Origin of the sequence: Curtobacterium sp. MMLR14_002 (assembly GCF_001864975.1) — a bacterium.
Lineage (GTDB): Bacteria > Actinomycetota > Actinomycetes > Actinomycetales > Microbacteriaceae > Curtobacterium > Curtobacterium flaccumfaciens.
The window spans coordinates 25,312-46,612 of sequence record NZ_MJGT01000105.1; the positions used below are offsets into that span (position 1 = coordinate 25,312).

General features: G+C 71.5%; 22 protein-coding genes. 17 read left to right on the forward strand and 5 right to left on the reverse strand.

The window, feature by feature from the left end; all coding sequences use genetic code 11:
* Positions 1 to 29 precede the first annotated feature (29 nt).
* On the reverse strand, positions 30 to 1,370 hold the full coding sequence (aspS, locus tag BIU91_RS16285) for an aspartate--tRNA(Asn) ligase (protein ID WP_071406295.1): 1,341 nt from the start codon (positions 1,368 to 1,370) through the stop codon (positions 30 to 32).
* 171 nt (positions 1,371 to 1,541) lie between these two features.
* Between aspS and BIU91_RS16290 the strand changes: the two genes are divergently transcribed.
* Together BIU91_RS16290 and BIU91_RS16295 are read left to right on the forward strand one after the other, a co-directional pair.
* Positions 1,542 to 1,880 (forward strand): hypothetical protein, encoded by a 339-nt coding sequence (locus BIU91_RS16290; protein ID WP_071406296.1) that lies wholly within the window; start codon positions 1,542 to 1,544, stop codon positions 1,878 to 1,880.
* Positions 1,880 to 2,125: a hypothetical protein gene (locus BIU91_RS16295; protein WP_111233288.1), complete on the forward strand. Its 246-nt coding sequence runs from the start codon at positions 1,880 to 1,882 to the stop codon at positions 2,123 to 2,125. Before BIU91_RS16290 ends, BIU91_RS16295 begins: the two co-directional genes overlap by 1 nt.
* On the opposite strand, the gene BIU91_RS16300 is transcribed toward BIU91_RS16295, so the two are convergent.
* On the reverse strand, positions 2,102 to 2,476 hold the full coding sequence (locus BIU91_RS16300) for a MerR family transcriptional regulator (RefSeq protein ID WP_071406340.1): 375 nt from the start codon (positions 2,474 to 2,476) through the stop codon (positions 2,102 to 2,104). The two genes, BIU91_RS16295 and BIU91_RS16300, sit on opposite strands and share 24 nt — an antisense overlap.
* A gap of 69 nt (positions 2,477 to 2,545) precedes the next feature.
* Between BIU91_RS16300 and BIU91_RS16305 the strand changes: the two genes are divergently transcribed.
* From BIU91_RS16305 to ccsB, 6 genes are all read left to right on the forward strand, one after another.
* Positions 2,546 to 4,039 (forward strand): SulP family inorganic anion transporter, encoded by a 1,494-nt coding sequence (locus tag BIU91_RS16305; protein ID WP_071406298.1) that lies wholly within the window; start codon positions 2,546 to 2,548, stop codon positions 4,037 to 4,039.
* Positions 4,040 to 4,106: 67 nt separating this feature from the next.
* Positions 4,107 to 4,763, forward strand: coding sequence for a histidine phosphatase family protein (locus tag BIU91_RS16310; protein WP_071406299.1), 657 nt, complete (start codon positions 4,107 to 4,109; stop codon positions 4,761 to 4,763).
* The gene (locus BIU91_RS16315) at positions 4,760 to 5,398 is read left to right on the forward strand and encodes a TlpA disulfide reductase family protein (RefSeq protein WP_071406300.1); all 639 of its coding nucleotides are present in this window, start codon (positions 4,760 to 4,762) and stop codon (positions 5,396 to 5,398) included. Before BIU91_RS16310 ends, BIU91_RS16315 begins: the two co-directional genes overlap by 4 nt.
* A gap of 45 nt (positions 5,399 to 5,443) precedes the next feature.
* Positions 5,444 to 6,142, forward strand: a complete 699-nt coding sequence (locus BIU91_RS16320) for a cytochrome c biogenesis protein CcdA (protein ID WP_071247888.1) — start codon at positions 5,444 to 5,446, stop codon at positions 6,140 to 6,142.
* On the forward strand, positions 6,126 to 7,850 hold the full coding sequence (locus tag BIU91_RS16325) for a cytochrome c biogenesis protein ResB (protein WP_253183787.1): 1,725 nt from the start codon (positions 6,126 to 6,128) through the stop codon (positions 7,848 to 7,850). Before BIU91_RS16320 ends, BIU91_RS16325 begins: the two co-directional genes overlap by 17 nt.
* Positions 7,851 to 7,855: 5 nt before the next feature.
* Positions 7,856 to 8,875, forward strand: a complete 1,020-nt coding sequence (ccsB, locus tag BIU91_RS16330; RefSeq protein WP_071406342.1) for a c-type cytochrome biogenesis protein CcsB — start codon at positions 7,856 to 7,858, stop codon at positions 8,873 to 8,875.
* Positions 8,876 to 9,145: 270 nt separating this feature from the next.
* On the opposite strand, the gene BIU91_RS16335 is transcribed toward ccsB, so the two are convergent.
* Complete coding sequence (locus BIU91_RS16335; protein WP_071406301.1) at positions 9,146 to 10,138, reverse strand: o-succinylbenzoate synthase; 993 nt, start codon at positions 10,136 to 10,138, stop codon at positions 9,146 to 9,148.
* 118 nt (positions 10,139 to 10,256) lie between these two features.
* Here BIU91_RS16335 and BIU91_RS18635 point away from each other — a divergent pair, with 118 nt between their 5' ends.
* The 4 genes from BIU91_RS18635 to BIU91_RS16355 are packed head-to-tail and all read left to right on the forward strand — an operon-like array spanning position 10,257 to position 13,945.
* Entirely contained in the window at positions 10,257 to 10,802 is a 546-nt protein-coding gene (locus BIU91_RS18635; RefSeq protein ID WP_139196600.1) for a hypothetical protein, read from the forward strand.
* Positions 10,803 to 10,833: 31 nt separating this feature from the next.
* Positions 10,834 to 11,763 carry a 1,4-dihydroxy-2-naphthoyl-CoA synthase gene (locus BIU91_RS16345; RefSeq protein ID WP_071406303.1) on the forward strand — a complete coding sequence of 310 codons (930 nt, stop codon included), beginning with the start codon at positions 10,834 to 10,836 and terminating at the stop codon, positions 11,761 to 11,763.
* Positions 11,763 to 12,902, forward strand: a complete 1,140-nt coding sequence (locus BIU91_RS16350; protein ID WP_071406304.1) for an AMP-binding protein — start codon at positions 11,763 to 11,765, stop codon at positions 12,900 to 12,902. Before BIU91_RS16345 ends, BIU91_RS16350 begins: the two co-directional genes overlap by 1 nt.
* Positions 12,903 to 12,943: 41 nt before the next feature.
* Positions 12,944 to 13,945, forward strand: coding sequence for a 1,4-dihydroxy-2-naphthoate polyprenyltransferase (locus tag BIU91_RS16355; RefSeq protein WP_071406305.1), 1,002 nt, complete (start codon positions 12,944 to 12,946; stop codon positions 13,943 to 13,945).
* Positions 13,946 to 13,990: 45 nt separating this feature from the next.
* Here BIU91_RS16355 and BIU91_RS16360 read toward each other — a convergent pair whose 3' ends face one another.
* Complete coding sequence (locus BIU91_RS16360) at positions 13,991 to 14,326, reverse strand: DUF4229 domain-containing protein (protein WP_071406306.1); 336 nt, start codon at positions 14,324 to 14,326, stop codon at positions 13,991 to 13,993.
* A gap of 64 nt (positions 14,327 to 14,390) precedes the next feature.
* On the opposite strand from BIU91_RS16360, the gene BIU91_RS19400 reads away from it, so the two are divergent.
* Together BIU91_RS19400 and menD are read left to right on the forward strand one after the other, a co-directional pair.
* The gene (locus tag BIU91_RS19400) at positions 14,391 to 14,750 is read left to right on the forward strand and encodes a PLDc N-terminal domain-containing protein (RefSeq protein ID WP_071406307.1); all 360 of its coding nucleotides are present in this window, start codon (positions 14,391 to 14,393) and stop codon (positions 14,748 to 14,750) included.
* Positions 14,751 to 14,799: 49 nt separating this feature from the next.
* Positions 14,800 to 16,491: a 2-succinyl-5-enolpyruvyl-6-hydroxy-3-cyclohexene-1-carboxylic-acid synthase gene (gene menD / locus BIU91_RS16370; RefSeq protein ID WP_071406343.1), complete on the forward strand. Its 1,692-nt coding sequence runs from the start codon at positions 14,800 to 14,802 to the stop codon at positions 16,489 to 16,491.
* A 102-nt stretch (positions 16,492 to 16,593) separates the two neighbouring features.
* Here menD and BIU91_RS16375 read toward each other — a convergent pair whose 3' ends face one another.
* A complete protein-coding gene (locus tag BIU91_RS16375; protein ID WP_071406308.1) occupies positions 16,594 to 17,853 on the reverse strand; it encodes an isochorismate synthase in 1,260 nt (419 codons plus the stop codon).
* 86 nt (positions 17,854 to 17,939) lie between these two features.
* On the opposite strand from BIU91_RS16375, the gene BIU91_RS16380 reads away from it, so the two are divergent.
* From BIU91_RS16380 to BIU91_RS16390, 3 genes are all read left to right on the forward strand, one after another.
* Positions 17,940 to 18,731, forward strand: a complete 792-nt coding sequence (locus BIU91_RS16380; RefSeq protein WP_071406309.1) for a demethylmenaquinone methyltransferase — start codon at positions 17,940 to 17,942, stop codon at positions 18,729 to 18,731.
* A 31-nt stretch (positions 18,732 to 18,762) separates the two neighbouring features.
* On the forward strand, positions 18,763 to 19,839 hold the full coding sequence (locus BIU91_RS16385; RefSeq protein ID WP_027466355.1) for a polyprenyl synthetase family protein: 1,077 nt from the start codon (positions 18,763 to 18,765) through the stop codon (positions 19,837 to 19,839).
* An 83-nt stretch (positions 19,840 to 19,922) separates the two neighbouring features.
* Positions 19,923 to 21,296 (forward strand): FAD-dependent oxidoreductase, encoded by a 1,374-nt coding sequence (locus BIU91_RS16390; protein ID WP_071406310.1) that lies wholly within the window; start codon positions 19,923 to 19,925, stop codon positions 21,294 to 21,296.
* Positions 21,297 to 21,301: the final 5 nt, after the last annotated feature.

Below are 21,301 nucleotides of genomic sequence, written 5' to 3' on the forward strand. Positions count from 1 at the left end.
GGCGACCTTTTCTGCTCACTCGCTGGTGACTACGGGGTCAGGCGCGTCGGGCCACGGAACAGGTACGTGACCTCGCGGATCGACGGCTCACCGAGCATCAGCATCAGCACGCGCGCCAGGCCCATGCCGAAGCCTCCGTGCGGCGGGACGCCGTAGCGGAAGAAGTCGAGGTACCAGCCGAGCTCCTCCGGGTCGAGGCCCTTCTCGACGGCCTGCGCCTCGAGCACGTCGACGCGGTGCTCACGCTGGGCACCCGTGGAGATCTCGGCACCGTTGAAGATGAGGTCGTAGCTGTTGGTGACCGACGGGTCGCCGGGCTTCCGCATGTGGTAGTACGGCCGGATCGAGGCGTCGTACTCCGTGACGAACACGAACTCGGAGCCGTGGTGCTCCTTCGCCCAGGCGGCGACGCGGCGCTCGCCCTCGGGGTCCAGGTCACCGTCGGCGCGGACGACGTCGTAACCGCTGTCGGCGACGATCTTGCGCGCGTCGGCCAGGGTCACGCGGGGGAACGGCGTTGCGGGGACCTGCAGCTCGAAGCCGAAGACCTCCGCGATGTCCTTGCCGTACTTCTCCTTGACGGCGGTGATGCCGGCGACCAGGACCTCTTCGTGCATCGCCATGACGTCCTCGTGGGACTCGATCCACGAGAACTCGGCGTCGACGCTGGTGAACTCGGTGGCGTGGCGGCTCGTGAAGGACGGGTCGGCGCGGAAGGCGTCCGCGATCTCGAACACGGCACCGAAGCCGGCCGGCTGCGCCATCTGCTTGAAGTTCTGCGGCGACTGGGCCAGGTAGGCGGTCGTCTCGAAGTACTCGAGCTGGAACAGCTCGGCCCGCGACTCGGACGCCGACGCCATGAGCTTCGGGGTGTGGATCTCGATGTAGTCGCGGTCGACCCAGTACGTGCGGAACGCGTGCTCCAGCGTCGTCTGGATGCGGAAGATCAGGTTCTGCTTGCGGTTGCGCAGGTCGAGGAAGCGCCAGTCGAGGCGCTTGTCGAGCGACGAGTCGTCGGCGATCGGGGTCTCCGGGATCGCGGCGCTCACCACCTGCAGCGCACCGATCTTGACCTCGAGCCCGCCGAGCTTCACGCGCTCGTCGTGCTTCAGCGTGCCGGTGACGTGCACGAAGGTGCCGTGCGCCAGGCCGGAGATCTCGTTGGTGGTCGCGAGGGCGGACTGTGCGGCCTCGTCGCCGTCCTCGGCCTCGCGCGTCGCCGGGTTCACGAGCTGGACGGCGCCGGTCTCGTCGCGCAGCACGACGAACTGCACCTTCTTCTGGTCTCGGACGGTCTCGACCCATCCGGCCACGGAGACGGGACCGTCGGGGAGGGCTGCCAGGTCGGCGATGCGGGTGCGTTCGATCACGGTGGTCGAGTCTAACCGCCTGCGTCCGGGGGCGTGGGCGGCAGGGTTCCTTCCTCCACACGGCCGCCTGCGTCCGGCGTTCTCCACCGATGGCCGGGAGGCCCGTGGCGGCGTGCGTGGACTCCGTAGCGTTCTCGACGTGGCCGGGTCGCGGGACGAGAGGGGGACCGGGTGGGGACGGGGACGGGGGAGCTCGCGACCTGGCCGCCTGCGGCGGTCGCGGTGGTGGTGGCTTCGCTCTGCACGGCGGCGTTCACGCTGCTCGTGGCGGTCGTCGGTGGGCTGTGGGCGGTCATCCGGTGGCGGCGGGACGTCGCGCGGGAGCAACGGGACCGCTACTGGGCGCGGTTGACCGTGGTGTTCGACCTGATCACCGCGGCGGAGGTCGGGCGTCGCGAGATCGGCCGGAACCTGGCACAGGCGATGTACGACATGCAGAAAGTGCCTGCCGGAGAAGAACCCGCTGCAAGGGTGTTGGCGGAACTGTTCATCGAGAAGAGGAGACAGTGATGACGACTCGTCTGCGCCGTGCCTGGCGAGAGCTGGTGCGGAAGGAAGACACGGTTCCCGCGGAGCGGCCGTACATCGGTCCTGCGCCCGGCGAGAGCATGTGGGACTGGGCGCAACGTGGGGCGATCGACTGGCAGCTCCACGTGGAAGAGGGGGAGCTCAAGCTCGAACTCGAGCGGCAGCGCATGCGCGCCAGGGTGCTCGCCGAGGACACCGCGACATCAGGGGAGCGACGCGCGGAGTGACCCGAGCGTGCCGATGAACTCCTCGGCCATGCCGGCCCGCTCGACGAGCTTGGCGTGGCGGGCACGGGCGTCCTCGAGGTACGCGTCGAGGCGGGCTGCCAGCGCTGGTTCGTCATCGGGGTCCTTCGTCGCGAGGGCGTCGACCACGCGGAGCAGCTCGGCCATCTCGTCGAGCGTGAACCCGAGCGGCTTCATCCGGCGGATCACGAGCAACCGTTCGAGGTCCTGCGCCGTGTAGACCCGGAAGCCGCCGGTGGTGCGGCCGCTCGGCACGAGCAGCCCGACCTCGTCGTAGTGCCGGATCGTGCGCAGGGACATGCCGGCGCGGTCGGCGAGCTCGCCGATGTGCATCGTGTCGGGGGCGTCGCTGGTGCTCACGGCGTACGACTCTACCCTCACGTGAGGGTAGAGTTCCGATCGATGTCCGTGATCACACACGCGCCGACGGCCCCGAGCGTCCTCGCCGCCCTCCGCTCGCCCCGCATGCTCACCCGAGAGGTCCTGGCCGGCATCGTCACCGCACTGGCCCTCATCCCCGAGGCGATCTCGTTCTCCGTCGTCGCCGGGGTCGATCCTGCGGTCGGCCTGTTCTCGAGCGTCGTCATCGCGATCGTGATCTCGATCGTCGGTGGTCGCCCCGCGATGATCTCCGCCGCAGCCGGCTCGGTGGCGCTCGTCATCGCCCCGCTCGTCCGGGAGCACGGGATCGAGTACCTGGTGCCCGCGATCGTCCTGGGCGGCGTGTTCCAGCTCGTGCTCGGGTTCCTCGGGGTGGCACGGCTGATGCGCTTCATCCCGCGCAGCGTCAACGTCGCGTTCGTGAACGCCCTGGCCATCCTCATCTTCACCGCCCAGCTGCCGAACCTGCTCGGCGACGACGTGCCGTTCATCGTCTGGCCGCTGACCGTGCTCGGCATCGCGATCATCGTCGGCTTCCCGTTCCTGACGAAGGCGATCCCCGCACCGCTCATCGCGGTCGTCGTCGTCACCGGCATCACCATGGTGTTCAGCGTCGCCGTGCCGACGGTGGGCGACGAGGGCGAACTGCCGACGGCGCTCCCGGGCTTCGGCGGCATCACGACGCCGTTCACCTTCGAGACGCTGCAGATCATCGCTCCGTACGCGTTCGGTGTCGCGATCGTCGGGCTGATCGAGACCCTGCTCACCGCGCAGCTCGTCGACTCCATCACCGAGACGGGCTCGAGCAAGTGGCGCGAGTCGTGGGGTCAGGGCGTCGCGAACATCGCGTCCGCCTTCTTCGGTGGGACCGGCGGCTGCGCGATGATCGGCCAGACGGTGATCAACGTGAAGACCGCGGGTGCCCGGACCCGCGTCTCGACCTTCGCGGCCGGTGTCTCGGTGCTGGTCCTGACGATCGTGCTCCACGACCTCGTGGCCCAGATCCCGATGGCGGCGCTGACGGCGGTCATGCTCATGGTCTGCGTCGCGACCTTCGACTGGCACAGCATCCGACCGCGGACCCTGCGGCGGATGCCGCTCGGCGAGACCGCGGTCATGCTCGTCACCGTCGTGGTGGTCGTCGTGACCGAGAACCTCGCGACCGGGGTGCTCGTGGGCGTGGTCGTGGCGGCCCTGGTCTTCGCCCGACGGGTGGCGCACGTGGTGACCGTGGTGCGCGAGCCGGTCGACGACCGCACCGTGCGGTACCGGGTCCGCGGGGCGCTGTTCTTCGCCTCGTCGAACGACCTCGTCACACGGTTCTCCTACGCCGAGGACCCGGAGCACGTGATCATCGACCTGGCCGACGCCCACGTGTTCGACGCGTCCACGGTCGCGGCGCTCGACGGGGTCGAACAGCGGTTCGCGAAGCACGGGTCGACCGTCGAGGTGGTGAACCTCGACACGGGGTCGATCGCGCTGCACGGGCGGCTCTCCGGTGAGCTCGGCGGCTGAGTGCTTCCGCATCCGGTGAATCACCTGAGGGGGCGGTGGGAACCGCGGGCGACCTACACTGGAACCCATGCCCGCGACCCGTCTCCACCTCGTCCGGCACGGAGAGGTGCACAACCCGGGCCGCGTCCTCTACGGCCGGCTCCCGGGCTTCGGGCTGAGCGACCTCGGCACGCGGATGGCGCAGGCCTCCGCGACCGCCTGGAAGGACGCCGGCATTGACGTGCGTCGGATCGTGGCGTCCCCGCTGCAGCGCACGCAGGAGTCCGCTGCGCCCTGGTCGGCCGCCTACGGGCTCGACGTGACGCTCGACGAGCGCCTGATCGAACCGACGAACCGCTACGAGGGGCAGCCCCCCGGGTTCACGAAGCGCTCGCTCGGCCGCCCGGCGGAGTGGCCGTGGATCGCGAACCCGCTGCGTCCCAGCTGGGGCGAGGCGTACGAGTCGATCGCCAACCGCATGCTCGCGGCGATGACCACGGCGTGGGAGAGCGTGGACGAGGGCGACGTCGTCCTGGTCAGCCACCAGCTGCCGATCTGGATGGTCCACCGGAAGCTCGCAGGGGAGCCCCTGTGGCACGACCCGCGCAAGCGCCGCTGTGACCTGTCGAGCATCACCACCGTCGAACGTGTGCCCGCCACGTCGACCGGTCGGTTCACCGAGGTCGGGTACGCGGACCCCGCGCAGGAACTGCGCGCGACCGCCGTCGACGAAGGAGCAGTGTGAACAGCACGAAGCGTGCGCGCGTCATCAGCAAGCGGTTCGCGGTCCTCGCAGCGACGGCCGTCGCCGCCGCGCTCGTCCTGTCCGGCTGCTCGTCGGACAGCGGCGGCATCGCGAAGCAGTACGGCAACGGCACGACCCAGAACTACATCTCCGGTGACGGTGCCGTGACCGAGGTCTCCGCGAAGGACCGCACCGACCCGGTCAGCTTCCGGGCCGAGGACTCGAACGGTGACACGGTCTCGTCGAAGGACCTCCGCGGCAAGGTCGTCGTCCTGAACTTCTGGTACGCCAGCTGCCCCCCGTGCCGTGCCGAGGCGAAGTACCTCAACAAGGTGCACGACGAGTACGCCGACGCCGACGACGTCGCGTTCATCGGTGTCAACGTCCGCGACGAAGCAGCGACCGCGGCCGCCTTCGAGCGCACCTTCGACGTGCAGTACCCGACGGTCCTCGACCAGCGCACGGGCACGATGCAGCTCGCGATGTCCGGGCAGATCGCACCGAACGCGGTGCCGGCCACGATCGTCCTCGACACGAAGGGCCGCGTGGCCGCCCGGGTCCTCGGCGCGATCGACGGCACGAGCATCCTGCAGACCCTGGTCAGCGACGAGCTCGACGCCGGCAAGGCCTCCTGACCCGTGACCTCCAACCCCTTCGCCGACGCGATCCTGAGCGGCCAGATGGCCGTGGCGCTGCCCGTGGCGGCGCTCGCCGGGCTCGTGTCGTTCCTGTCCCCGTGCGTGCTGCCGCTGGTGCCGGGGTACCTCGGGTACGTCGGCGGTGTCGCCGAGGGCGGGCAGCGTCGGGGTCGTGTGGTGCTCGGCGTGCTGCTGTTCATCGCCGGGTTCACCGCGGTGTTCGTGGCGTACACGACGGTGTTCGGCGCGCTCGGCTTCTGGCTCGTGCGGTGGCGCGACCTCATCACGCAGATCCTCGGGGTCGTCGTGATCGCGATGGGCCTGGTGTTCGTCGGTCGGTTCACGTTCCTGCAGCGCACCATCAAGCCCAGCTGGACCCCGGCCACCGGGCTCCTCGGCGCCCCCCTGCTCGGCATCGTGTTCGGCCTCGGCTGGACCCCGTGCCTCGGCCCGACCCTGGCGGCCATCAACCTGCTCAGCGTCCAGTCGGGCAGTGCCTGGCAGGGCATGTGGCTCGGGGTGGCGTACTGCCTCGGGCTCGGCATCCCGTTCGTCCTCGTCGCCCTCGGCGCCGGCTGGGCCACGGGAGCCATCGCGGCGGTGAAGCGTCACATGCGCACCGTCAACATCATCGGAGGAGCGATCCTGATCGTCATCGGTCTGCTCATGGTCACCGGTATCTGGTCGGCCGTCATGTCGAGCGTCGGGGCGGTGATCCAGAGCTTTGTCCCCGCGGTCTGACCCGAACGAGCACATCCCGACGGGCGCAGGCGACGGGGCCGACAGCGCCTCCGACCCGCAGCGACCGTCCGACCACGTCGACGGCTCCGGCCCCACCGACGGTGGCATCAACCAGCCGAAGCTCGGCTTCGTCGGGTACCTCCGCTTCTTCTGGCGGCAGTTGACGAGCATGCGCACGGCGCTGTTCCTGCTCATGCTGCTCGCCCTCGCGGCCATCCCGGGCTCCCTCGTCCCGCAGCGCACCGCCGACCCGAACGGCGTCGTGCAGTACAAGGCGGACCACCCGCAGCTCTACCCGGTGCTCGACAAGCTGCAGGTCTTCGACACCTACACCTCGGTGTGGTTCTCCGCGATCTACCTGCTGCTCTTCATCTCGCTCATCGGCTGCATCGTGCCCCGCACGAAGCACCACTGGCAGGCACTGCGGACCCGTCCGCCGAAGACCCCCGCGCGCCTGACGCGACTGGCGGGCTTCCGCACCGTGGCGGTGCAGCCGGACGCGATGATCGACGGGACGACCGGGATCGACGCGACCACGGGCCTCCCGTCCGCCGAGCACGCGGTGACGCGCGCGATGGCGATCCTGAAGCGGTCCGGGTACCGCGTCGAGCGGTTCGGCGACTCGGTCAGCGCGGAGCGCGGCTACCTGCGCGAGACCGGCAACCTGGTGTTCCACGCCGCCCTCGTCGGGGTGCTCCTGGCGGTCGGCGTCGGTGGCGGCTTCGGCTTCACCGGACAGCGCCTGCTGGTCGAGGGCCAGACGTTCTCGAACGTGCTCGGCTCGTACGACTCGTTCAACCCCGGTCGCTGGTTCCAGCAGACCGACCTCAAGGGCTACAACCTCCGGCTCGACAAGTTCGTGACGAAGTACGAGGAGCGCAACCTCGACGCCCTCGGCCAGGCGCTCGACTACTCGGCCACCGTCACGAGCACCGAGAAGGGCGGCGAGCCGAAGACGAGCCGCCTCGGCGTGAACGACCCGCTGCACGTCGGCGGCACGAACGTCTACCTGCTCGGCAACGGCTACGCGATGCAGGTCACGGTGCGCGACGGCGACGGCAACGTGGCCTTCAAGGACGTCGTGCCGTTCCTGCCGGAGGATGCGAACTACACCTCCACCGGCGTCATCAAGGTGCCGGACGCGAAGCCGGACCAGCTCGGCATGGTCGGGTTCTTCTACCCCACGGCATCGAAGCTCGCGAGCGGCGCCTACTCGAGTGCCTACCCGGACACCCAGAACCCGCTGCTGACGCTGCAGGTCTACACGGGCGACCTCGGGCTCGACAGCGGAGTGCCGCAGAGCGTGTACACGCTCAGCACCAAGGGGCTCGACCAGATCGCCGGTCGGCAGTCGGACACCGCGAGCATCGCGCTGAAGCCCGGCCAGACGAAGAAGCTCCCCGAAGGCGCCGGGTCGATCACGTTCGACGGCGTCAAGCGGTACGTCTCCCTCGACGTCCACCACGACCCCTCGCAGCTCTGGGTGGGCGGGTTCGCCCTGCTCTCCACCCTCGGCCTGCTCACCTCGCTGTTCGTCCCGCGCCGCCGCGTCTGGGTGAAGGTCGTCCCGCGCACGGACACGGCGGGCGGCGAGTACGACCTCGAGTACGCCGGACTCGCACGCGGCGAGGACCCGAACCTCGAACGGGCCGTCGCGGACATCGCACAGCGCCACACGTCGGACCTCGGAGTTAGGATGCCCCAGTGAACGACATGACCACGAACCTCGCGACCTACTCGGTCGTGCTCACGTACTCCGCGATGGCGGTGTACGTGGTCGCGTTCATCTCGTTCGCCCTCGACATGGCCAAACGCTCCGGCGACGTCACGGCCGCCGCGAAGAACGCGGGCGCCGACGACAGCTCGGCCGACGCGGCAAGCGCTGCGGCAGCACCCGGCGCGAAGACGGTCGCGACCGTCCGCGGCGGCACCGTCGTGCTCGAGCAGGTCGCCGCACCGCCGTCGAGCGGTTCGGCCGGCCGCGGCACGAAGTTCGAGCGCGTCGGCATGGCGATGACGATCCTCGCGCTCGTCCTGCACATCGCGTCGGTCGTCCTCCGCGGCATCGCGGCCGACCGTGTGCCGTGGGGCAACATGTTCGAGTTCTCGCTGACCGGCACGGCGCTGATCACCCTGATCTTCCTGCTCGTGCAGTTCTGGCAGAACCTGAAGTTCCTCGGTGTCTTCATCACGGGCCTGACGATCATCCTGCTCGGCATCGCGACCGTGAACTACTGGGTCCCCGTCGTCCCGCTGCAGCCGGCTCTGCAGTCGTACTGGCTGGTCATCCACGTGTTCGTGGCGATCGCTGGCACCGGGTTCTTCGCGCTCGGCGCGGGGCTCGCGGTGGCGCAGCTCGTGCAGACGTACCGCCAGGGCCGCACGGCCTCCGGCAAGCTCCGCTTCATGGCGACGCTGCCCGACGCCGACCGGCTCGAGGTCCTGACCTACCGCGTCCTGCTCGTCGGCTTCGTCCTCTGGACGTTCACGCTCATCGCCGGTGCGATCTGGGCCGAGCGCGCCTGGGGCCGCTACTGGGGCTGGGACACGAAAGAGGTCTGGACCTTCATCATCTGGGTCGTCTACGCGGGCTACATCCACGCTCGTGCGACCCGTGGCTGGCGCGGTGCGCGGTCGTCCTGGCTGGCACTCATCGGCTTCGCCGCGGTGATGTTCAACTTCTCGGTCGTGAACGTCTTCTTCAAGGGCCTGCACAGCTACTCGGGTCTGTGAGTCACGCGGGTCGCTGACGCGGCCCTGGTCGCGACCACGACCGGACGGGAGGCACGGTGCTAGCTGGCGCCGTGCCTCCCGTCCGTCGTCCGGTTGCGTGCACGGCCAGGAAGACGCCGTCGTGTCGGTGTGACGCCGCGTCGTCGGTGAGACGCCGCTGATTACGGCGGCGTCTCGATGACTCGGCGGCGCCGAAAGGAGACGCCGGCGTCGAACTGAGACGCCGGCGTCTTCCGGAGACGGCGGCGTCTCGTGAGGACGCGGCGGGCGCTACCCGGCGGCTGCGAGCAGTGCGTGCACGCGGGCCACCCGTTCGCGCCACCACGCCGTGCGCTCCGGCGACGCGGCGTACCGCTCCACCTGCGCCGCAGCGACGTCGACGCGGCGCACCGGCACCCGACCGCCGACCGGCAGCAGCGGATCGGCCGTGACGTCCCCGGCGAACATGGCCGCCGTCCCGAGCCCGGCGGCGTACCCCGGCGTCATCGCCGCGGCGGCCAGGAACGCTCCCATCCCGAGCCCGACCGAGGTGTCGAGCGCGCTGGAGACGACGCACGGCAACCCGGCGTCGGCGATGACGGCACGGGCCGCGGTGATCCCCCCGAGCGGCTGGGCCTTCACGACCAGGACGTCGGCGGCACCGGCCCGGGCGACGGCGAGGGGGTCGCTCGCCTTCCGGACGCTCTCGTCCGCGGCGACCCGGACACCGAGACCGGCGATCCGCGACCGGAGCTCCGCGAGTTCGGGCACCGTCGCGCAGGGCTGCTCGGCGTACTGCAGGTCGAACGGTGCGAGCCGTTCGAGTGCCACGGCGGCCTGCTCGACGCTCCACAGCCCGTTGGCGTCGACCCGGACCGCGGCCTCGGGCCCCATCACCCGGCGGACCGCGGCGACACGGGCGACGTCGTCGTCGACGGTCGTGCCGGGTTCGGCGACCTTGACCTTGGCGGTGGTGCACCCGGGGTACCGCGCGAGCAGGTCGGCGACGTCGTCGGCGGCGATCGCCGGGACGGTGGCGTTGACCGGCACGGAGTCGGCGGCCGGTTCGTGGTCCGTCCATCCGAAGTCGACGGTGGCGCGTAGCCAGGCGGCGGCTTCAGCGTCGTCGTACTCGACGAACGGCGAGAACTCGGTCCAGCCTGCGGGACCGCGCAGCACGACCGCCTCGCGCGTGGTGATGCCGCGGAACCGCACGCGCATCGGCAGGGCCACCACGTGGGCGTCGGCGAGGAGGTCGGCGAGGTCGGGGAGCACGTCCGCCATCCTCCCACCGCACCCAGGGGGCCCGCCGGTTCCTCGGAGGGGACCGCCAGGGCAGGGCACTAGCATGCATCGGTCGGCCTCGGTCGGCAGGGGAACGACCCGGAACGAGGGAGGCTCGGTGGCGGTGGATCCGCGGCAGCGCGCAGCACAGCAGCGCGCATCGCAGCGCCCGTCCGACCCGTCGAGCGCCGGAGCGGCACGCCCGGCAGCATCGGCTCGTCCGGCAGCTGCAGCCCGACCCGCGGCGGCGACCCGCCCGGCAGCGGGAGCTCGATCCGCGGCGGCTCCCGGGCGCGACTCCGACGACTTCGCCCGCCTCATGCAGCGCAACACCGTCGACGTCCGGCAGACCGGTGGCACGAAGCGCCGCAACCCGGTCGTCGGCAAGATCGCCCTCGGCCTGGCCGTGGTGTCCGCCGCGGTGGACGCCAGTGCCTTCGCCGTGTTCATGGGCGGCGACACGAACTTCGCCTTCGGGATCTGCTTCGTCGTGGTGTTCCTGACGCTCGTCGCCGCGGTGCTCGGGTTCGTCGCCGCCGTCGGCTCGTTCGGACGCTGGTACGGCGCCGTCGGTGTCGTCCTGGCGTTCTTCGCGAACCCCGTGATCCTCATCGTGATCATGGTGTTCGTCGCGCCGGAGATCCTGACCGACATGGGCGCCTGACCCGCCAGACGCCCGGCGGTACGTTGGGAGCATGGCTGCTCCCGTCTCCGACCTGTTCGACCCCGACGTCTGGACCACCGCTCCGATCGCGGAGCAGTTCACCGACATCACGTACCACAAGCACGTCTCCAAGGGCATCGTCCGGGTCGCCTTCGACCGTCCCGAGGTCCGCAACGCCTTCCGCCCGCGCACGGTCGACGAGCTCTACCGCGCCCTCGACGACGCCCGGCAGGACCCCCGTGTCGGCGTCGTGCTGCTCACCGGCAACGGCCCGAGCCCGAAGGACGGCGGATGGGCGTTCTGCTCCGGCGGCGACCAGCGCATCCGGGGGCGGAGCGGCTACCAGTACGTCGGTGACGAGGGTGCCCCGCCGGAGGGCGTCGACCCCGCGGCCGCGCAGGCGTCGATGGGGCGGCTGCACATCCTCGAGGTCCAGCGCCTGATCCGGATGATGCCCAAGGTCGTCATCGCGGTCGTCCCCGGCTGGGCCGCGGGCGGCGGGCACTCCCTGCACGCGATCTGCGACCTCACCATCGCCAGTGCCGAGCACGGGAAGTTCAAGCAGACCGATGCCGACGTCGGCTCGTTCGACGGCGGCTACGGCAGCGCCTACTACGCCAAGCAGATCGGGCAGAAGTTCGCCCGCGAGGTCTTCTTCCTCGCGCAGGAGTACTCCGCCCAGCGCGCGTACGAGATGGGTGCGGTGAACGCCGTGGTGCCGCACGCCGACCTGGAGCGCGAGGCGATCCGCTGGGGCGAGATCGTGCTCGGCAAGTCCCCGACGGCGATCCGGATGCTCAAGTACGCGTTCAACGCGGTGGACGACGGCATGGTCGGCCAGCAGGTGTTCGCGGGCGAGGCGACGCGGCTGGCCTACGGCACCGACGAGGCGGTCGAGGGTCGCGACTCGTTCCTCGAGAAGCGCGCTCCCGAGTGGACCGCGTTCCCCTGGCACTACTGATGCCCCGTCCGCTGGTCGCGACCGGTACGTCGGACCCGACGGCCGTGCTGCGCGGCCTGGAGGCAGCACTCGCCGGCGGCCCCGCACTGCTCCCCGTCGCCGAGGGGGCACCGGCACTGCCGACGCCACCTCCGGCCGAGGTCCGGCAGGCGGTCGCCCTGGTGGTCGAGACGAGCGGGTCCACCGGCACCGGCAAGCGCGTGGCGCTCTCGTCCGAGGCGCTCCTCGCCGGTGCCGCCGCGGCGGACGCGGCACTGGGTGGGCCCGGGCGCTGGGTCCTCGCGCTGCCGACGCACTACATCGCGGGCATCAACGTCCTGACCCGCTCGATCACCGCGGGCACCGAACCCGTCGTCGTGCCACCCGGGCACTTCGCGGCCGCCGCGTTCACCGAGGCCGCAGAACGGCTCGTCACCGGTCCGGCCGCGCCGCGTCGCTACACCTCGCTGGTGCCGGTGCAGCTCGCCCGGGTCCTCGACGAACCGGACGCCACCCGGGCGCTCGCCCGGTTCGACGCGGTCCTGGTCGGCGGGCAGGCCACCCCGGCGCCGCTCCGGCAGCGTGCGCTCGACGCCGGGGTCCGGGTCGTGACGACCTACGGTGCGAGCGAGACGAGCGGCGGATGCGTCTACGACGGCGTCCCGTTCGGCACCGTGCGCACCGCGCTGGTCGACGGCGAGCTGCACCTGGCGGGGCCGATGCTCGCCGAGGGGTACCTGGACGACGATGCCCGCACGGCGTCGGCCTTCGTCGAGCGGGACGGGCTGCGCTGGTACCGGACCGGAGACACCGCGACCCTGTCCGACGGCGTGGTCCGCGTGCTCGGACGCCTCGACGACGTGGTGATCTCCGGCGGCGAGAAGGTCCAGCTCGGTGCGGTCGAGCGGCTCGTCCGCGGGCTGCCCGGGCAGGAGACCGCTGTCGTCGCCCGGCGCTCGGCGGGGGAGTGGGGCGAGGTCCCGGTCGTCGTCACCGAGCAGCCGCTCGACCTCGATGCCGTGCGTTCGCACGTCGGGGCCACCCTGGGCCGTGCCGCCCGGCCGGCGGACGTCGTCGTGCTGGATCGGATCCCGATGCTGTCATCGGGCAAGCCCGACCGGCGGGCCGTGCAGGCGCTCGCCGACCCGGGCCGCTCGTAGGGACCGCGAGCCGCCGGGCGGTCGCATCGGCAATATGATCGGTGCTCGTGGCACGAACGAAGAACTCGACGCAGAAGCAGGGCCGGTCCGGCAACCCGGCGAAGGCCGCTGCCCCCGCCCGCACCAAGCGGAAGGCGACCGCACGCGACTGGATCGGCGGCGCACGCCTGCGCACCCTGACCCTCGGTGTCGTCCCGGTCGTGCTCGGCACCGCCGTCGCGTTCGTCGACAGCGGGGAGCCCGGCGACTTCGGCGACTACCTGGCGAAGGACGGCCACCTCGCCGTCGCGCTGCTCGCCCTGGCCGTGGCGCTGTTCCTGCAGATCGGCGTGAACTACAGCAACGACTACTCCGACGGGGTCCGCGGCACCGACGAGTACCGCGTCGGCCCGGCACGACTCACCGGTGCCGGCCTGGCCAAGCCCCGGACCGTGCTCACCGTCGCCCTGACGTTCTTCGGCCTGGCCGCGGTCGCCGGCCTGGTCATCGTGCTGCTCACCCAGCTGTGGTGGCTGCTGCTCGTGGGGGCCGCCGCCATCGTCGCCGCCTGGTTCTACACGGGCGGCAAGAAGCCGTACGGGTACAACGCCCTGGGCGAGGTCTTCGTCTTCGTCTTCTTCGGGCTGGTCGCCGTGCTCGGCACCCAGTTCGTGCAGATCCGCGAGGTCACGGTCAGCGGCTGGGCAGCCGCGGTGGCCGCCGGGTTCTTCGCCTGTGCGGTCCTGATGGTGAACAACATCCGCGACATCGACGAGGACCAGCTGGCGGGCAAGCGCACGCTCGCCGTGGTCGTCGGTCGTCCGGTGGCCCGCGTCCTGTACGGCCTGTTCCTGATGCTGCCGTACGTCGTGCTGCTCTGGTTCGTGCTGCTGTACTTCCGCACGGGCTTCACGTACTTCTCGCTGCTGCTGGCGCTGCCGGCACTGGCGATCGGGGTGTCGTCACGGAAGCCCCGCGAGCTCATCACGGCCCTGCAGCTGTCGTCGTTCGCCTCGCTCGCCTTCGGCGTGGTGCTCGGGATCACCCTGGCCGTCCAGCCGTAGCCGTTCCGGCTGCTCCACCGGACGGCCCCGCCCTCGCGCTCGGAGTCAGTCGGCGTCGGTGTCCCGGCGCGCCTCGTGCCGGTCGGCGTCGGACACCGGACGGACGGTCGGGGTGGCCGTGGCGTCGGAGTCGGCGGCGTCGACGAAGTCGTCCTCGAAGTCCGAGTCGGCGTCCCGCTCCGGGGTACCGCGGCGGTTCGCCAGGCTCAGGGCCACCTGCGTGCGCAGTCCGGACAGGGCGATGTACGAGATGAGCAGGCCCACCAGGGCGGCCACGATCGTCGCCCAGTACCACGGCATCGGCGTCAGGAGCAGGAGGAGCACGAGCGCCACCACGAAGATGCCGAGCCGAGCCAGGGTGTACAGGAGCCACGCTTTCACACGGTGAGTCTACGGAGCGCCGACCGGCAGGGGCATCACAGGGTCGCGACCTAGACTTCACCGCATGGTCCGCTTGTGGTTGATCGTCGCCGTGGCCGCCGTCGCCTTCACGGTGTACGCGGCCATCGACTGTGGCACGATGCCGCGTCAGCGCGTCCGTTCCCTGCGTCGTGGCGTGTGGCTCCTGCTCGTCATCATCCTGCCCGTCCTGGGCGGCGTCCTCTGGTTCCTGCTGGGTCGCACCCCGGCGGCCGACCCCGGTGCTTCGGCCCGGTACCGTGGACCCGAAGACGACCCGGACTTCCTCGGCACCACGCCGGAGCCGGGCACCACCCTCACGGACAAGGACCAGGACGACGCGACCCTCCGAGACCTCGAAGACCAGTTCCACGAGCGCGACGACGACGGCCGCACCGACCGCTGACGGCCCCGCGGGTTCGGGCAGCCCGGCGACGGACACCGCGCTCGCCCTCCTGCAGGAGCTCGTGCGTGCCGGCGTCACCGACGTCGTGGTGAGCCCCGGTTCGCGTTCCCAGGCGCTCGCCCTCGCGGCGGTCGCCCTCGAGCGCGCCGGCGGGCTGACCGTGCACGTGCGGTTGGACGAACGGACCGCCGGGTTCTTCGCACTCGGGCTCGCGGTCGAGACGCACCGACCCGCAGCGGTGGTGACGACGTCGGGCACCGCGGTGGCGAACCTGCACCCCGCCGTGCTCGAGGCACACCACTCCGGCATGCCGATGATCGTGCTGAGTGCCGACCGCCCCGACGAACTGCGCGGCATCGGCAGCAACCAGACCACCGTCCAGCCGGGGATCTTCGGCCAGGCCGTCGCCTTCGTCCGCGACGTCGAGGCCCCGTCGGCGCACGGCGTCGACGCCTCGGTCCGCGACACCCTGCGCACCCTCGCCCGACAGGCCGTCGCCGCCGCAGCCGGGCACACGGGGCAGCCCGGTCCCGCGCAGCTCAACGTCGCGTTCCGCGAGCCGCTGTCCGCCGGACTCGCCCCGGAGCGCGTCAGCCCCGTGCCCGAGGACGAGGTCGACCTGGCGTTCGCGACCCGCCGGGCGCACGCGGGTCTGCCGGTCGCCGAACTCACCCCGGACGACGAACCGGGCACCGTCGTCATCGCCGGGCACGATGCCGGCGAGGACGCCGAGCGGATCGCCTGGGAACTCGGGGCGCCGCTCCTCGCCGAGGTCTCGAGCGGCGCGCGCTTCGGCCGCAACCTGGTCGTGGCCTACCGCGAACTCCTGCGCGACGCCGACCACGGTGGCGCCGTCCGCCGCGCCGTCGTGCTCGGCCACCCGACCCTCAGCAGAGAGGTCCCCGCGCTCCTGCAGCGCGACGGGGTCGAGACGATCGTCGTCCGCGGACCCGCGGCCGACCCCTTCGACCCGGCCCGCGCCTCCCGACCGGACGCCGTGACCACCTTCGTCTCCGACGTCCGCGTGACGGGCCGCACCCGGCCGGAGCACCGTGCGTGGGTCGGCCGCTGGGTCGGCGCCAGCCGCCGGATACTGGGGGACGGCGACGCCGGCCCCGACCTCGACGCCAAGCGCTCCGCCGACCGCGCCGAGCGGAACAAGTTCCTGCGTGACGAGGTCGCGCTCCGTCGCCGACCCGTCGACCGGGCCATGCTCGCCGAGGCCGTCTGGGGGGTGACCTGGCCGCACGACCGGCTGGTCCTCGGGGCGTCGCAGCTCATCCGTGAAGCCGACGCCCGGGTGCTCGGCAAGAAGATCCGGGTGCACGCGAACCGCGGGCTCGCGGGTATCGACGGCACCGTCTCGACCGCACTCGGCATCGCCGCGGCGCTCGAGCAGTCCTCGGCCTCAGTGGGCACCACACGCGTGCTCCTCGGCGACCTGACCCTGCTGCACGACCTCGGAGCGTTCGTCACCGGCACCGAGGAACGCACCCACCGGGTGCAGGTCGTCGTCGGCAACGACCACGGCGGCGCGATCTTCCGCGGGCTCGAGGTGGCGAAGACCACGCCCGAAGCCGACATGCGGCGGATGATGTCGACCCCGCAGCACGTCGACGTCGAACGGGTCGTCACGGGCCTCGGGTGGGAGTACCGCCGGGCGGCGACGTGGGGTGACCTGGAGCGGGTGCTCACCGACCCGGCCGAGCGGGTCGTGATCGAGGTCCCGCTGGCCGACTGACCACCCAGCGGCTGTCGGCGACCGCGCGACCGCGAGGGTCGCGCGACCGCGTGGGTCCCGCGACCGCGCGGATCGCGCGACCGCTTGGATCGCGCGCCTGCCTCAGGCCAGCGCGTCGGCGATCGGCCGGAACTTCAGGGCCGTCTCGGCGACCTCGCGCGCCGGCTCCGAACCGGCCACTATCCCGGCCCCCGCCCATGCCCGGACGGTGCCGTCGTCGTCGATCCGGGCGCTGCGGAGCGCGAGCATCCACTCGCCGTCGCCCGTCGCGCTCATCCACCCGACCGGCCCGGCGTAGCGGCCGCGGTCGACGCCCTCGAGCTCGGCGACGAGCCGCACGGCCACATCCGTCGGGGTCCCGGCGACCGCGGCCGTCGGGTGCAGGGCGTCGGCGACGTCCAGCGACGTGGTGTCGGGCGGCAGCGTGGCCTGCACGTCGGTCGCCAGGTGCCACAGGTTCGGCAGCTGCAGCCGGAACGGTTCGGCGTCGGCGCGCAGGTCCCTCGCGAGCGGGGCGAGGGCCGCGAGCAGACTGTCGATCGCGAAGGTGTGCTCCTCGACGTCCTTGGCGCTGCTGGCCAGGGCCTCGGCGGCGGCCCGGTCGGACACCTCGTCGGTGCCTCGGGCGGCACTGCCGGCGAGCACCCGTGCGGTCAACCGCGTGCCGTCGGTGCGGGCGAGGGTCTCGGGGGTGGCGCCGACCAGTCCGTCCACCGCGAAGGTCACGCACTGCGGGTAAGCGGCCGCGAGGTCGAGCAGGACCGCCCGTCGATCGGCTCCCGGCGGCAGCGTGCCGACGAGGTCGCGGGCGAGCACCACCTTGCGGGCATCCCCGGCCACGATGCGGCGGACCGCCTCGGTCACGTTGGCGGCGTAGGTGTCCTCGTCGATGTGCCCGGGACGCAGGGCCACGGAGACGTGCGGCCCGACGTGGGGGACCGGGACCGAGGTCCGGGTGAAGGCCAGGGGCTCCGCGCCGCGCGTGGTGTCGATCGCGGTCAGCCAGGCCTTGCCGCGACGCCGACCGAGGACCACCCGGGGCACGATGAGCACGCTCTCGTCGGCGGAGTCGTCGGCGAAGGCGAACGACCCGAACGCGACGAGCCCCGAACCGCGCAGCTGCACCGGGTCGTCGACGACGGCGGTCTCGACGATGCTGCGCCAGAGAGCCGCGGCGTCCCGCATCCGGTCCGGGCCGGTGAAGGTGAACCGGAGCGCCTCACCGATGCCGACGATGCCGTCGCCGTTCCGGACGAAGGCGAGGGGACGGTCGCGGAGCGTGTGGCGGAGGACGGCGCCCGGGTCGTCGAGGATCCGGGTCGAGACCGTCAGCGGGGGCGCCGCCGTGGTGGTTCGGGTCACGGCTCCGATGCTACGCGCCGATCCCGCACCGCCCGGGTGGCTGCGAGTCCGGTGAACGCTCGGTCGGGACCTCTAGGATTGATCGTGTGAGCAGAGCGGACCTGAACAAGCGCCCGGACGAGGTGGCGGCGATGTTCGACGACGTCGCGGCCAAGTACGACCTCACGAACGACATCCTGTCTGCGGGCAACGCCCCGCTGTGGCGTGTCGCGACGGTCCGCGCGGTCGACCCGCAGCCCGGCGAGAAGGTCCTCGACATCGCCGCGGGCACCGGGACCAGCGCAGCGGCCTTCGCCAAGAAGGGCGCCGAGGTCACCGCGCTCGACCTGTCCGCCGGCATGATCGCCGTCGGCCGCGAACGCCACCCCGAGATCACCTTCGTCGAGGGCAATGCCGAGCAGCTGCCCTTCGACGACGACACGTTCGACGCCGTCACGATCTCGTTCGGGCTGCGCAACGTGAACGACCCGAAGCAGGCGCTCGCCGAGATGCTGCGCGTCCTGAAGCCCGGTGGCCGCGTCGTCATCTGTGAGTTCTCGACGCCACCCCGCGCCCTGCTGCGCCTCGGCTACGGCACCTACCTGAAGCGCGTGCTCCCGGGCATCGCGCGGCTCTCGAGCAGCAACCCGGCCGCCTACCGCTACCTCGCCGAGTCGATCGACGCGTGGCCCGACCAGCAGGTGCTCACCCAGTGGCTCCGCGGTGTCGGCTTCTCGGTGGTCGCCTACCGCAACCTGACGGCCGGTATCGTCGCACTGCACCGTGGCCGCAAGCCCGTCGCCGACACGGTGCGCGAGTCCGCGGCACGGCGTGCGAAGGCCCGCCGTGACCACCAGAACACCGGCGAGCAGCCGCGCGTCGACCCGGCCGCCGACTGACCGGTCACCACCCCCGAAGACGGAGCAGCACTTGAATCCGAGCGTCCCGGTCGCACGTCGCGCGCCGAGCCTGCGCGCATCGCTGGGCATCGGCGAGCGGTTGTTCGCCACGCCCGCCGACCGACGCTTCATCTCCGCGGTCGACGACGGGCTCGAACTCGTCGAGCAGGGGCTCGAGGACGCCATGCGCTCGACCGACACCCTCGCCGACACGACCAGTCGGTACCTGCTGTCCGCCGGCGGCAAGCGCATCCGTCCGACCCTGACGCTCCTCATCGCGCAGCTCGGTGACGGCGTGACGGACGCCGTGGTCAAGGCCGCGGTGAGCATCGAGACCACGCACCTGGCGTCGCTGTACCACGACGACGTCATGGACGAAGCGCCCGTGCGCCGCGGGGTCCCCGCCGCGCAGATCACCTACGGCAACAACGTGGCGATCCTCACCGGCGACCTGCTCTTCGCCCGCGCCAGCCTGATCACGGCCGACCTCGGCACCGAGGGCATCCGGATGCAGGCCGAGACCTTCCAGCGCCTCTGCATGGGGCAGTTGCACGAGACCACGGGGCCGCAGCCGGACGACGACCCGCTCGAGCACTACATCCAGGTGCTCAGCGACAAGACCGGCTCGCTCATCGCCACCGCCGCCCGCGCCGGCGTGATGTTCTCCGGTGCCGACCGCGCCTACCTCGACGCCGTCGGTACCTTCGGCGAGAAGGTCGGCGTCGCCTTCCAGCTCGTCGACGACGTCATCGACCTCGCCCCCGCGACGGACAAGACCGGCAAGATCGCCGGCAACGACCTGCGTGCCGGCGTCGACACCCTGCCGGTCCTGCAGCTGCGCCGGATGGCCGCGACGGATCCGTCCGCGCAGCACCTGGTCGAGCGCATCGAGCGCGACGTCAACGGTGCGCCGGACGACGTGGTCGACTCGGCGCCGTACCAGTCCGCCGTCGCCGCGCTCCGCGAGCACGAGGCCACCGCGGCGACCCGAGCCGTCGCCGTCGCCTGGGCCCGCGAAGCCGTCGCCGCCCTCGCCCCGCTCCCCGACGGCACCGTGAAACGGGCACTCACCCGCTTCGCGGACTCCGTCGTCGACCGAAGCCGTTGAACACCCCTCCCGACGGCGCACGCACTGCGGCCCGGTCGGGAGGTCCCCCGGGAACCCCCACCCGAACGAACTGGAGACGATCAGTGCCCACCCTCCGACTCGCCATCGTCGGCGCCGGCCCGGCCGGCATCTACGCCGCGGACATCCTGCTGCGCGAGGCCCACGGCTACGACGTGTCGATCGACCTGTTCGAGCAGCTCCCCGCGCCCTACGGTCTGGTCCGCTACGGCGTCGCCCCCGACCACCCGCGCATCAAGGGCATCATCAACGCCCTGCGTGACGTCCTCGACCGCGGGGTCGTCCGGCTGTTCGGCAACGTCCGCTACGGCGAGGACATCACCCTCGAGGACCTCAAGAAGCACTACAACGCGGTGGTGTTCTCGACCGGTGCGATCAAGGACGCCGACCTCGACATCCCCGGTGTCGACCTCGACGGCTCGTACGGCGCCGCCGAGTTCGTGAGCTGGTTCGACGGCCACCCGGACGTCCCGCGCACCTGGCCGCTGAACGCGGAGAGCGTCGCGGTCATCGGCGTCGGCAACGTCGCCCTCGACGTCTCCCGCATCCTGGCGAAGCACGCCGACGACCTGCTGCCGACCGAGATCCCCGCGAACGTCTACGAGGGCCTCAAGGCATCGCCCGTCACGGACGTGCACGTCTTCGGCCGCCGCGGCCCGGCACAGGTGAAGTTCACGCCGCTCGAGCTCCGCGAGCTCGGCGAGGTCCGTGACGTCGACATGGTGGTCTACGACGAGGACTTCGACCACGACGAGGCGTCGAAGACCGCGATCGCGACGAACAAGCAGGTCATGGTGATCAACCGTGTCCTCGAGCAGTGGCGCACGCGCGAGGTCGGCCAGGCCAGCCGCCGGCTCCACCTGCACTTCTACGCGAAGCCGATCGAGTTCGTCGGCGACGAGCAGGGCAAGCTGACCGCCATCCGCTACGAGCGCACCCGTCCGACCGGCGAGGGCGGCGTCGAGGGCACCGGCGAGATCCGCGAGATCCCGATACAGGCCGCCTACCGCGCGGTCGGGTACTTCGGTTCCCCGCTGCCCGGTGTGCCGTTCGACGAGCGCCACGGTGTCATCCCGAACCACGAGGGCCAGGTCCTCGACGACGACAACCAGCAGATCCCCGGGGTGTACGCCACCGGCTGGATCAAGCGCGGTCCGGTCGGGCTCATCGGGCACACGAAGTCCGACGCGATGGAGACCGTGCAGCACATCGTCAACGACCAGGCGAGCTGGTGGACCCCGGAGGACCCCTCCGACGAGGCGATTCCGGCCCTGCTCCGCGAGCGCGGCGTCGAGTACACCGACCTCGAGGGCTGGCACCACCTCGACACCCACGAGCAGGCGCTCGGTGCGGTCGACGGGCGCGAGCGCATCAAGGTGGTGCCGCGCGACGAGATGATCGAGGTCTCGCTCGGACGCGTCGACACCCCGACGAGCTGACGACA